10 protein-coding genes are annotated in these 12919 nt (G+C 55.1%); 7 read left to right on the top strand and 3 right to left on the bottom strand.

Going from position 1 to position 12919, the window contains the following annotated elements; genetic code table 11:
• The first annotated feature begins 99 nt into the window (after positions 1-99).
• From GN112_RS25470 to GN112_RS25460, 3 genes are all read left to right on the top strand, one after another.
• Positions 100-1491, top strand: a complete 1392-nt coding sequence (locus GN112_RS25470) for a sigma-54 interaction domain-containing protein (RefSeq protein ID WP_155312757.1) — start codon at positions 100-102, stop codon at positions 1489-1491.
• Between the two features lie 332 nt (positions 1492-1823).
• Positions 1824-2228: an Xre family toxin-antitoxin system antitoxin gene (parS, locus tag GN112_RS25465; protein WP_155312756.1), complete on the top strand. Its 405-nt coding sequence runs from the start codon at positions 1824-1826 to the stop codon at positions 2226-2228.
• On the top strand, positions 2225-2716 hold the full coding sequence (locus GN112_RS25460; RefSeq protein WP_155312755.1) for an RES family NAD+ phosphorylase: 492 nt from the start codon (positions 2225-2227) through the stop codon (positions 2714-2716). Before parS ends, GN112_RS25460 begins: the two co-directional genes overlap by 4 nt.
• Before the next feature lie 119 nt (positions 2717-2835).
• On the opposite strand, the gene GN112_RS25455 is transcribed toward GN112_RS25460, so the two are convergent.
• The gene (locus GN112_RS25455) at positions 2836-4371 is read right to left on the bottom strand and encodes a YifB family Mg chelatase-like AAA ATPase (protein ID WP_155312754.1); all 1536 of its coding nucleotides are present in this window, start codon (positions 4369-4371) and stop codon (positions 2836-2838) included.
• Positions 4372-4679: 308 nt separating this feature from the next.
• On the opposite strand from GN112_RS25455, the gene GN112_RS25450 reads away from it, so the two are divergent.
• Positions 4680-5162: a MarR family winged helix-turn-helix transcriptional regulator gene (locus GN112_RS25450; RefSeq protein WP_155312753.1), complete on the top strand. Its 483-nt coding sequence runs from the start codon at positions 4680-4682 to the stop codon at positions 5160-5162.
• 84 nt (positions 5163-5246) lie between these two features.
• Here the strand turns inward: GN112_RS25450 and GN112_RS25445 are convergent, their stop codons facing one another.
• Together GN112_RS25445 and GN112_RS25440 are read right to left on the bottom strand one after the other, a co-directional pair.
• Positions 5247-7271, bottom strand: coding sequence for a 3-hydroxyacyl-CoA dehydrogenase/enoyl-CoA hydratase family protein (locus tag GN112_RS25445; RefSeq protein ID WP_155312752.1), 2025 nt, complete (start codon positions 7269-7271; stop codon positions 5247-5249).
• 96 nt (positions 7272-7367) lie between these two features.
• On the bottom strand, positions 7368-8555 hold the full coding sequence (locus tag GN112_RS25440; RefSeq protein ID WP_155312751.1) for a thiolase family protein: 1188 nt from the start codon (positions 8553-8555) through the stop codon (positions 7368-7370).
• Between the two features lie 386 nt (positions 8556-8941).
• Between GN112_RS25440 and lpxC the strand changes: the two genes are divergently transcribed.
• From lpxC to GN112_RS25425, 3 genes are all read left to right on the top strand, one after another.
• Positions 8942-9835, top strand: coding sequence for a UDP-3-O-acyl-N-acetylglucosamine deacetylase (gene lpxC / locus GN112_RS25435; RefSeq protein ID WP_155312750.1), 894 nt, complete (start codon positions 8942-8944; stop codon positions 9833-9835).
• 250 nt (positions 9836-10085) lie between these two features.
• Positions 10086-10658 (top strand): DUF4390 domain-containing protein, encoded by a 573-nt coding sequence (locus tag GN112_RS25430; protein ID WP_197743399.1) that lies wholly within the window; start codon positions 10086-10088, stop codon positions 10656-10658.
• A gap of 18 nt (positions 10659-10676) precedes the next feature.
• Positions 10677-12911 (top strand): sensor histidine kinase, encoded by a 2235-nt coding sequence (locus GN112_RS25425; RefSeq protein WP_155312749.1) that lies wholly within the window; start codon positions 10677-10679, stop codon positions 12909-12911.
• Positions 12912-12919: the final 8 nt, after the last annotated feature.

Here is a 12919-nt window from a genome sequence, read left to right as displayed (position 1 = left end):
AAAAAGATATTTAAATGATTGATAGGTGCTTAAACATGTGTTTAAACACCTGGTGGCCATATCAGTGACATCCATACCGGGGTAAAAAGGAACCAGATCATGCAGATCGGCGAACTCAACCGCCACTGGGAACGGGTCATCAACACCATGAACGAAGCACTGTTGGTCATCAGCCAGGCAGGACGCATTCTTTCGGTCAACCGGTCCTTTGAGGAAATGACCGGTTACACCGCCGACGAGGTGACCGGCCAGCCATGCACCCTGCTGGAATGCCAGGCCTGTGAAATGGCCATCAACAACCAGGGGGATGGCTGGTGTAAACTCTTTGATGCCGGACAGTCGGAGATGCGTCGCTGCCGCTGCACGATCCGGAAAAAGGATGGCACGTTCCTGCCTGCCCTGAAAAATGCCTCCGTGCTGCGTGACGACGATGGGACGGTTCTGGGCGCCGTGGAAACGTTGACCGATTTGAGCGAACTGGACCGCCTGGACCGGAAAGTCGAAATCCTCTCACGCCAACTGGATGAAACCAACGCGTTCAGTGGTATCACCGGCAGCAGCGACCCGATGAAGGTGGTATTTGACATCATCGAGAAAGCGGCCGTCAGTGACGCCCCGATCATTATTTTTGGCGAGAGCGGGACCGGCAAGGAGATGGTGGCCAGGGCCATCCACGAAAAGGGCCGCAGAAGCAACGGTCCTTTCGTCCAGCTCAATTGTGCCGCGTTGAACGAATCCCTTCTGGAAAGCGAGCTTTTCGGCCATGTGAAAGGTTCTTTTACCGGTGCATTCCGTGATCGCATGGGCCGTTTCGAATCCGCCAATGGGGGTGACCTCTTCCTGGACGAAATCGGTGACATCCCCCTTTCCATCCAGATCAAACTGCTGCGGGTGCTGGAAACCCGTCAGTTCGAACGGGTGGGGGATAACCGGCCCATTTCCACGGATGTAAGAATTATCACCGCCACCAACCGCAATCTGCTGGAACTGATCGACCAGAAACGCTTTCGTGAGGATCTTTACTTCCGGATCAACGTGATTCCCATTCATTTGCCGCCGCTACGCGACCGTCGGGACGATATCCCACTGCTGGTCAATACTTTCATCAAGCGCCTGGAGCTGCGCACGGGCAAACCGATTCGCGGGTTGACGCGTGAGGCCCTGAACCGCTTCATGGACTACTCCTGGCCCGGCAATGTCAGGGAGATGAAAAGTGCCCTGGAGTATGCGTTCACCGTTGCCGGCAAGGACACCATCGATAGCGACCATCTTCCGCCGCACATGCTGGCCAAACCAAGGCCTGCCGTTTCGACGGCTGCCGAGCCGTTTGCCCCACCGGAAAATGACGAGCGCCGGCAGCTGGTCAAGGCCCTGCAGGCCGCCGGCGGCAACCAGAGCCAGGCCGCGCGGCTGCTCGGCATCAATCGCGTGACGGTCTGGAACCGCATGCGCAAGTATGGCATCCAGCTCAAGCGGGATCTCAAAAACTGATTTTTACATCTTCTCCAGTCATGGGCACTGGTTCAGTTGAATAGGTAATTCAATAATATCAACATATTATGGCAGATCTGAAAAACCTGTCCTATTGAGCACAACTATCTGTTATGAAAGGGAAAATTGGCATTCTCCCATCTAAATTACCGATTGAACTGAACCAGTGCCAAACTGCCTGAAACGACATCATAACAATACCCAACCACAGCATCGTATCGATTACAGATGCATGAGGTGTAGAACCGGTTTTAATTTAGAAAGAACTTTACAGAAAGGCAGATGGCTCTTATAGTAATGCCAAATGCCCGCTTATTGATAGGAAGATCATCATGCAATACCTCGCTACCAGCACCCATTCCGTCAATGCAGACCAGCTTATTCACCAACTGAAAGCTGGATTTCCCGTTGAATCCTTTGACGACCTGCGTAAACGCCTCGATCTTAGCGATAATTCTTTGGCGAAGATTGTACAAATCCCAAGGCGTACACTCAGCCGACGCAGGGTGAATGGTCGTTTTAATACCGCAGAATCTGAGCGTGTGCTTCGATTGACCCAGGTTTATGAAATGGCTGCTGAAGTTTTTGGCAGCAGCGAAAAGGCAAGACGCTGGCTGAAGAAACCGGCCAGGGGGTTAGGCGGTCGGATTCCCTTAGAGTATGCCGACACCTATATCGGCGCCAATGAAGTGATCAAGCTGCTAGGCCGAATTGACCATGGAGTCTTTCCTGGATGAAATGCACGGCCTGGCGAATTACCAAAGAAAAATACATAAATGAGGCGCTTAGCGGCGAAGGCGCTAAGTTGTGGGGTGGTCGCTGGAATCCGGTTGGTTATCCCGCTGTTTATTGTGCGGAGAGCCTTTCACTTGCCATTCTTGAGTTGATCGTTCATTTGGAAGATGATAGCGACATCAACAGTTTTGTGGTAATTCCGGTATCATTTAGCCCGAAAAGAGTACAATCTTTACCCAAATCAAAATTACCAAAAAATTGGAATAGCCTTCCGATCGGACCTGAATCAGTCGCGGTGGGGAAAAAATGGCTCGATGACAAACAGTTCCCGATTTTAGAAGTTCCTTCAACAATTGTCCCGATTGAAAGCAACTTCGTGCTGAACCCATTGCATCCCGACTTCAGCTTACTCGAGAAGGGTAAGCCAGAAGCAATTCATATTGATCCCCGTATTGCCAATCTAATAGGAAAGACGGAAGCTGGTATGTAAACATATAGCATTCAAGATAATGCTTTTGGGCTGCGTTATCGGTCGTCGCGGTATGACTTATACAGCTTCCTCCCTCTGGCCTTGCCAAAAACATTATCTTAAATGCTATAGCAGCATGCCTATAGATTCTGCTTTGAACGATCCAGGCTCCGGTACTGGATCGCCTCGGTCACATGATGCATCTTGATCTCGGCCATCGCTTCCAGATCGGCAATGGTTCGTGAAATTTTCAAGATCCGGTTGTAGGCCCGGGCAGAAAGCCCCAGTCGCTCGATCGCCGCCGTCAGCACGCCTTCCGCATCACGATCGATATGGCAATGCTTACGAATATGCCGGCTGGCCATCTGGGCGTTGTTATACACGTTCGTGCGCCTAAACCGTTGACGCTGGATCTGGCGGGCCGCCACCACCCGCTGACGGATGGCCGTGGATGGCTCGCTTTCAAGCGTGCCCACCAAATCTTTGTGCGGCACTGCCGGTACTTCCACATGAATGTCGATGCGGTCCAACAGCGGCCCCGATATTTTGGCACGGTATCGCTGAATCTGATGGGCCGTACATCGGCAGGCATGCCGGGGATCGGCCAGATATCCGCACGGGCAGGGGTTCATGGCCGCAATGAGCATGAAACTGGACGGATAGGTCAAGGTGGACGCCGCCCGTGAGATGGTCACCTGCAGGTCCTCCAACGGCTGGCGCAGCACCTCCAGGACATTTTTCTTATACTCGGGCAACTCATCCAGAAACAGGACGCCATTGTGGGCCAGGCTGACCTCGCCCGGCCGGGGCACATGACCGCCGCCGATGAGCCCGGCATCCGAGATCGTATGGTGGGGGGAGCGGAAGGGACGCTGAATAACCAGTGGCTGCCGGCGGTCCAGCATTCCCACCACACTCAGGATTTTGGTGGTTTCGATGGCCTCTTCAAAGGACATGGGCGGCAAAATGGTTGGAATGCGCCGCGCCAGCATGGTCTTTCCCGACCCGGGAGGGCCGATCATCAGGACATTATGGCCCCCGGCGGCGGCGATCTCCAATGCCCGCTTGGCATTTTCCTGTCCCATCACCTCCGCAAAATCAGCCGCCGACGCCAAGGGGGCGTCAAACAACGCCTTGAGATCGGCCTTTTGTGGTGCGACGGACGTAATGCCGCGCAAAAAATCCACCACCTGCCCCAGGGTATCAACCGGGTAGACGCACAGATCGGCCACCACGGACGCCTCCCGCCCATTTTCCGCGGGAACGATAATTCCCCGATAACCGGCATTGCGGGCGGCGATCGCCATGGGCAGGGAACCATTGACGGGTTTGATGCGACCGTCAAGGGAAAGCTCCCCCAAAAAAAGATAGCCGCGAAGTGCGTTCTCAGGGATAATGCCGGTGGCCGAAAGGATGCCCAGGGCCATGGGCAAGTCAAAGCCGGTGCCCTCTTTCTTGATGTTGGCCGGAGCCAGGTTGACGGTGATTCGATCCGCGGGAAAACGGTATCCCGAGTTGGCAATGGCTGACTTGACCCGCTCGCGGCTCTCTTTCACGGCCGTCTCGGGCAACCCGACGGTGGTAAAGGTCGGCAAGCCCTGAGCAATGTCCACCTCGACCTCAACCAGATAGGCGTCGATACCGATCACGGCGCTGCTTAAAACCCTGGCCAGCAAATCCAACCTCCGGTAAAGACAATTAGTTACTTCGTATAAAAGTCACGAAGTGTTTTTATAGCAGGCATGCCAACCAAGAACAATGTTTTTATGGATGGACGCCATCTAGAATCAATGGGCGGTCACCGGTCAAGGTATCGGTGGAGATGGGGGCAGCAGCGGATTTCGGACAAGATGGTTGAAAATGCTTCAATTTTTCGATAGTTATACAAAAAATGGGCGATTTCGCGACAGCATCTTATTTTGCTATTGACACTTTAAGCTTTAATTATTTATATGTAAATTATTTTACGTACGAGAAGGATATTATGTCGACAAGCAAATTTAAAAATGATCGGAGTATTGATGAACGGGTGTTGATGGCCGTTGTCCGGGTCGCCGAACGATTCAAAAAGGAATCTGCGGCGCTGTTCAAGAATTTTGATCTGACCTTCCCGCAGTACAATGTGCTCAGGGTTTTGGACGCTTCGGAAAACGGTCAGAATACGGTACGCGACATCAACCGGATCATGCTGGTTTCGGGCGCCAACATGACCGGTATCACCAAAAGAATGGAAAAAACCGGATTCATCATCAGATCCAGTGATCCGAGTGATGATCGTTTAAAGCGGCTTGAGATTACACCCAAAGGCCGGCAAGTGCTGAATGATATTTCCGATAGCAACAATCGTCTGGTCAACGGGTTCCTGGAAAACTATTCAACTGAGAAAAAGATTGACCTGCTGTCGATCCTCAATGAAATTCTAAAAAAGGATACCCGAACGGATGGCGCCGTCAATCCGGCCGAGTGAGAAAACCGCCAAGCTGTAAAATCGTCGAACCGCGTCTTAAAAAAAGCCGGTGGCGCCTTGCGCCTCCGGCTTTTTTAATTGATCCTATTTGGTAAAGTTCGGTTTGCGTTTTTCCATAAAAGCGAAAACCCCTTCGCGGGGGGCATCGGTACAAACGATATCCCCGCAACGCTCGTAGGTCATCGCCATGGCCGCCTTGAGGCTGTCGGCCGCGGCACCCTCGTTGACCAATTGGGCCACAATGGAAAGCGCTTCGCGGCTCAGGGGCAGGCCACCGGCGTTGGGCGCCTCGGGTACCGTAAATTCCGGAATGCTCACCGGGCCCGTGGCCGCGCGGGGCACTTGGCCGGAAAGCCGGTCGACCTCGGCCAGCGCCGCCTGGATCATCTCCGGGTAGCTGCTGGTCACCGTCTGAACCATGCCGATGGCTTCGGCATCCTGGCAGGTCAGCCGTTTGGCCTCGGCCACCATGCCGTGAAAGGTCTCGGCGGCCTGGGGCCATTTGCGGTAAGGAATCACCGCTCCGCCCATGCCGGGCAGGATACCCAGGGTGATCTCGGGCAACTGGAAAAAGGCTTTTTTGTCCGCCACACGGCTGTGGCAGGCCATGGCCACTTCCACGCCACCGCCCATGGCCAGGCCGTTGACCGCCGCCACTACGGGCTTGTCCATGGTGTCGATGTACTCAATCACCTTGCTGTTGCTCCGGGAATGCTCGGCGCCGGCCGCATGGTTGCCCAGGGTGGCGATGAACCCGCCGATGTCGGCACCGGCACAGAAGGCCTTGGTGCCATACCCGGTGATCACGAAGCCCTTGACCGCCGGATCCTGCTCGCCTTTTTTCAGTTCGGTCAGGATCTCGTCGCAGGTGTAGGCGCTCAGGGCATTGGCCGCCTGGGGCCGGCGCATGGTGATGATCCGCACGCCATCCTTGTCGTCCACCAGGATGTCGCGGGGAAAATCGGTGTACTCGGCGATGGGGCGCGTGGGCGCCGGAAAGCCGGGGCGTTCCTTGACAAAGGCGTCGGCGATACGCTTGACTTCGGCATCACCCAGGTCGGCCATCAGTTCAAACACGCCCTTTTTAAAGCCCAGACCGATGATGCTGCCGAAGTTGAGGTCCGCGCGGGTGCCCACATGGCGGTCGGCGATATCGAAGCACTGGGAGAAGATCAGCCCCAGCAGGCGGTCCTTGATCCATCCCGCCAGATCATCGGGCACGTCCACCTTGGTGCCCGGTCGGTTGACCGTCCACTGGGCCACCGAGTGCAACAGGTGCGCCGGCTGATAGCAGGCATTTTCACCCATGCGCCGGGTCTGGGACTCGTAGATCAGCGGATTGCCGCCGGTCAGGTTGAGCACGAAAAACGGCCCGGCAGCCACGATGGCCTCAGCCACATGGTCCACCTGCTTGGCCGTGGCCCTGTCGACCAGAAAAGCCGCCTCGCTGGTATAGCTTTCGAAAATGCGGTTCAGCAGGAACGAGTAGACGTTGTCGGTCACCAGGGGGGCCTTGCCGGTACTGGCAAAGAACCACAACAGGTTGTTGATCAGCTCGTCCGAGGCACCCTCCCAGTTGATCACCTCCACGGGCAGGCTGCGCCACGCCGGAGCGAAAAAATGGGTAATCGTGCTGCGTCCCGGATACTGCATGTCGGCGAAAATCTCGTTGGCCGGGATGCCGCTGGTGTTGGAGGTCAGGAGGGCCTCCTTGCTGGTGGCCGCCTCCAGGTTGGCGAAGATTTTCTTTTTCAGCGCCAGATTTTCCGTGGCCGCCTCGATCACCAGCCCGCAGTTTTTCAATTGGGCATAGTCGGTGGTGTAGACGATGTTGCCGAGCACCTTCTCCGCCTGCTCAGGCTTCATCTTCTTCTTTTGGACGGCCTTGTCTGCGTACCCCTTGAACCGGGCCTCGGCCTTTTTAAGCGGCTCCTCGACCACGTCGACCAGGTAGAGTTTCTTATCCGGCATACCGGTACGCAGATAGTACGCGATATCCGGGCCGATATGACCGGCACCAACCACCGCCATTTCATCGGGCAGGGAAATTGTCGGTTCGATCAGATAGGGGTTCTGAAAGGACGGGTAGAGTTTCTTTTCGTTTGCCATGCTCGCTTCTCCTTGTCATCCGGCCACGCTCAGCGCCGGGTGGACGGAACCACGGGCAACCTGCTGCGAGGCCGCCGGTGGTCGCTACGAATGGAATCAGTTGACCTTGACGATCAGGGATGCACCGCTGTCGCCGGCCGCGCAACCGGACAGAAGGCCGTAACCGCCGCCCAGAATCACCAGTTCCTCGATCAGTTCGATGAACAGACGCATGGTCGTGGGGCCCTGGGGATGCCCGAAAATCATGGAACTTCCGTAGTTGTTGAAGATCTTTTCATCGACACCCAAAATCTTCTGCATGGTCAGGTCATTGATCGTGAAGGGGTTGTGCGTTTTCACCGCCGCCATGTCGGATACGGCCAGGCCGGCATTCTTCAGGCTGTTCTGGGCCGCAAAGGTGGCTGCCTCGGGCATGTGGGCCTTGTCCGCCCGGGCCGCCCCGTAAGCAATCAGCTGAATGGTCACGGCCTTGTCGGCAGAAAGCTCGTCGGCCTTCTCCTTCGTGGTCACGATCATGCCGGCGTTGCCGTCGGCCGGATGGGTCTGGGCGCCGAAGGTCAGCACGCACCCGGGTTTGGTTTTCAACCGGGCCATGCCCTCTTCGGTGCAGGGCGTAATCCCCTCGTCTTCTTCGAACATCACGGTCTTTTTCCGGGAAACCTGAATCTCCAGCGGCAGCATGTAGCGCTTCTGGAATTCACGGTCGTTCTTCAGGGCGTCGGTGTATTTGTTGTACCGCGCAATGGCCATGGCATCGGACTGCTCGCGGGTGAACCCGTGTTTCTTGGCCACGTTCTCGGCCGTACCCGTTGGGCTGGTCTCGGCCATGGGATCCATGGCGAAACCGTCCATCACCCAGCTTTCGAAGGTGGGCTGACCGCCGGGGCCATTCGGGTTGGGCCACAAGATGTTGGGACCGTTGGACATCCGGTCCGTGGTGGCCACCAGCACGGTCTGGTTGCCGCCGGTCTCCACGCAGTTGGCCGCATAGTTCAGTGATACCGTGGAGGTGGCACAGGCCTGGGCCATCAGCGGCCCGCTGATCATCGGGTTGCCCATCAGCGAAGCAAAATGGGGAGATGCGTAAAACCAGCTCTTCTGGGGAATCGTCGTACCGAACACAATGCTGTCGAACAGGTCCACCGTATACCCGCGCAGGGCAAAAAACTGTTTGGCCGCCGACGCACCCAGATATACCGAATCCTCGTTTTGTATCATCCCCTGCCAACGGCTGAACGGTGAACTCCAGTACCCCTTGTATGGAACGAACGCTTTGCTGAACATATCTCCTCCTTGCATGTCAGGTGTCCAATAGTTGACTCATCGTGGATCAGTGGCTGTTATATCCAGTGACAGACAGAACCCGCACAATACACGATGACGCTATCGTTGCAAAACTTAGCGGCCTTTATTTCATATGTCAACTATTAAGATATTAAGCATTAGTTCGCCTATAAAACGCATTTTGATAGCATTCCACGGCTTAAATACCATTTAGCTATTGTCAAAAAATAAAGGGGTGATTAAGATTGCCCAGCATTGATGCGGCATCCGCTGCCGCCCGGATTGCCATCAAGCAGGCCACCGGGGATCGCAGCGATCCAACAACCAACATGCCCTTCCGAATTGATGACGTCCCGGATTGTTAGCGTGACAGGATATTTTGAAAAATGGTTAACCATCAGCACACCCTGGCCAAACCGGTCAGCAGCACCGGCATCGGCGTTCATTCAGGAAATATCGTCAATCTGACCCTCCTGCCGGCACCGGCAAACCACGGTATTCGTTTTGTCCGCACCGATCTGCCCGGTCGCCCCGGCGTCACCGCCCACTTCAACAATGTGGTCGACACCAGCCTGGCCACCGTCATCGGTGCCGAGGGCTGTATCGTTTCCACGGTGGAACATTTAATGGCCGGGTTCAGTGGCATGTCCATCGACAACGCCATTGTCGAAGTGGATGCCTACGAGCTGCCCATCATGGATGGCAGCGCAGGCCCGTTTACGGAATTGATCCAGTCCGCCGGCATCCTCCGTCAGGAGGAGGGCAGCAAATGTTACTTCAAAGTCAATACCCCCATCACCCTGGCGGAAAACGGCAAGTCCGTGACCGTTTACCCGGCCGATCAATTCAGAATTACCTGTACCATTGTCTACAATCATCCGCTGATCGGCACCCAGACGTGTGATTTTGTCGTCACCCCGGAAATTTTCAGGAAAGAGATCTGCACGGCGCGGACGTTCGGTTTTCTCCATGAAGTGGAAATGATGAAACGCTATGGCCTGGGCCGGGGAGGATCGTTGGAGAATGCCCTGGTTATCGATACCGATCGCGTCCTCAACGAAGGGGGCCTGCGCTTTGCAGATGAATTCGTTCGCCACAAGGCGTTGGACCTGATCGGCGATTTCTCCCTCATCGGCATGCCGATCATGGGGCATGTGGTCACCCACTGCTCCGGCCACGCCTTCAATCACGCCTTCCTGGAAAAATTCTTCAGCCAGAAAGAATCCTGGGAAACATGCACCCTGGTCAGTGACGCACTTCAGGCTGGCGGAAAGAAATAATTCCACCATCCTGTTTGTCTTTGTGCCCGTCTACCGCGTTGCCGCCACAGGCACATATTCCCGATATGCACCGGTGGCGGCGCCTTGTAGACGACCCCAAATCCGGCGCGATCTGGCAGAATTATTTCCGCCAGCCTCAGGCAAACGGCTCCCGACCAAAACACCTTGCCATTTTCAAGCAACTCCGCTATGTTCTGTTTTCGTATTGTTTTCTTCTATTTAGTCAACACCAAAGATCAGCGATAGACCCATGAACCGATCCGAAAAACGGATTGCCGCTTTTTTAATGTGCCTCATCATCGGCGTTTCGGCCCATTGTCCGGCCATGGCCGGCGATGCCAGGCTCACCAACATCATCGTGACCAATACCCGGGATGATCTGTTGATCTATCTGTCGGTGGACGGCGCCTTCACCCCCAAAATAGAAGCAGCCATCAACAGCGGTGTACCCGCCTCTTTCTCGTTTTTCGTCAAACTCTACCGGACCCGGGGAATGTGGTTCGATAAAGAGATGACGGATCTGACCCTCACCCATACCATCAACTACAACAGCCTGAAAAAAGAGTACGCCGTGTCACGCTCATGGGACGCCAACAGCCCCGTGATCGTCTATTCCCTGGAGGCCGCAAAAAAACTGATGACGGAAATCGACAGCCTCAAAGTCATCTCGCTGGCACAGCTGGAAAAGGGCAGGCAATACCAGATCCAGGCAAAGGCAAAACTCAGTCGGGTCACCCTGCCCTACTACCTGCACTACGTGCTTTTCTTTTTATCCCTCTGGGATTTTGAGACCGACTGGTATACTATCGATTTTATTTACTAAAGGCCCGATTTCGACCCCATGAACAACGGCCCCCCCCCCCAACGACCGCGCCTCCCGGAGGAGGAACGCAGACGCCGCAAGCGCGAGCTGGTACTCAGTGTGGTCATTATTTTTGTGGTGACCTTGCTAACACTGGCGGAAAACCGTATCGTCACGTTTGGGGCCAACATTCCCGTTTCCAACACCATTTTGATGTTCATTCTGATCAACATCAATCTGCTGCTCCTGATTCTGTTGATCTTTCTTGTCTTCCGCAACCTGGTAAAACTGTTCTACGCCCGGCGCCGCAAAGTGATGGGGTCCCGCTTGCGTACCCGTTTGGTCCTGGCCTTTGTTGCGCTCTCACTGCTGCCCACCACGATCCTGTTCTTTTTTGCCATCAACTTCATCACCAACAGCATCGAATTCTGGTTTAATGTTCCTGTGGAACAGGCCCTGGAGAAATCCCTTCTGGTCGGTCAGAAATTTTACCGCGAGAACGAAATCAGGAATCGATTTTTTATCGAGCGGATCTCTTACCAGATCCAGCGCAAAAACATGACCGCGCCGGAGAAACGCAAAGAGCTCAACCACTACGTTCAGGTGGTGCAGCGGGAGTTCGATCTGGACACGGTGGAAGTCTATTCGGCGAACTACAACCGCCTCACCTATGCCCTGGGCGACGATGTGGAAAGCGCTGCCGTGAAAGCGGCTCCCCTGGGTGCCTTTGCCGTCGATAGCAGCGGCAAAGAAGTGCACACCCTGACTGACACACTGGCCAATGGCGAACTGCTGCGCACCATTGGCACGGTGCCGTTCAGTGTCACCAAGGATGAAGCGGTCGCCTACGTCGCCCTGGGGCTGTTTATCCCTCCGGATCTTGCCGAGAACATGGAGTCCATCTCGCGGGGGTTCGGTGAATACCAGCAGATCAAGCTGCTTAAAAAGCCGATTCAGATCACCTATTACATCACGCTTTCCATCGTGGCCCTGCTGGTTTTGTTCTGTGCGGTATGGTTCGGTTTCTACCTGGCCAAAACCATCACGATTCCCATCATGGATCTGGCCGACGGGACCCGGCGGGTGGCTGACGGTGATCTGAGCGTAACCATCGACAGCATGGCAGCAGATGACGAAATCGGCAGCCTCATCGATGCGTTCAATAAAATGACCCGGGATCTGCGCTCGAGTCGCCGACAACTTGAGCTGTCGGCCCGTAAGCTCACCGAGCAGAATCAGGAGATCGAAGCGCGGCGCCAGTATATGGAGATCGTTCTGAAAAACGTCTCGGCCGGAGTCATCACCACCGATGCCAACGGGATTATCACCACCTTCAACAAATCCGCCGAGCGGATGTTGAATTTCGACGCCAGCCAGATCCTCGAGCGACATTACAGCGAGTTGCTGGTCACCGAACACCTCGAATTTACTCAGGATATCATGGAAGAAGTCATGGCGGTCCGAGACCAGACCCTGGAGATCCCCATGCGGGTGGTGGTCAGCGGACAGCCACGCACTTTTCTCGTCTATGTCAACGCACTGAGAGATGAGCAGGGCAACCCCATCGGATTCGTCATGGTCTTCGATGATCTGACGGAACTGGAAAAGGCGCAGCGCATGGCGGCCTGGCGCGAGGTGGCCCGGCGCATCGCCCACGAAGTGAAGAACCCGCTGACCCCGATCAGCCTTTCGGCACAGCGGTTGAAAAGACGCTATTCGGAACGTATCAATGAGCCGGTTTTCGATGAGTGCACCCGGATGATCATCGACCATGTCGACCTGATCCGCAATCTGGTTAACGAATTCTCAACCTTCGCCCGTTTCCCCACAGCGGATCTCAAACCGGGTCAACTGCCACCGATTATCGAAGAGACCGTCGCGCTTTACCGCGAAGGACATCCGGATGTCAGCTTCGATGTTCAGCTGGACGAAAGCATTCCAACCTTGAACCTGGACCGCCAACAGTTCAAGCAGGCCATGATCAATCTGGTGGACAATGCCGTGGCAGCGGTGCACAATCAGGGCCACATCGCCATTTCCGCCATTTACGATCCGATTTTGAAGCGTGTCCGCCTGGAAGTGGCCGACGACGGCAGCGGCATCGCCGACACCGATAAAATCCGCCTTTTTGAACCCAATTTTTCCACCAAAAAGGCGGGTATGGGACTGGGCCTGACTATCGTTAACTCCATTGTCAGCGATCACAATGGTATGATACGGGTTCAGGACAATCCGCCCAAAGGCGCCAAATTTGTAATTGAGCTGCCGACCTGACCTGTCAG

It is taken from the genome of Desulfosarcina ovata subsp. ovata, from assembly GCF_009689005.1.
GTDB classification, from domain to species: domain Bacteria; phylum Desulfobacterota; class Desulfobacteria; order Desulfobacterales; family Desulfosarcinaceae; genus Desulfosarcina; species Desulfosarcina ovata.
Note: the sequence above shows the minus strand (reverse complement) of the source record. Positions and strands in the feature narration are given on the sequence as shown.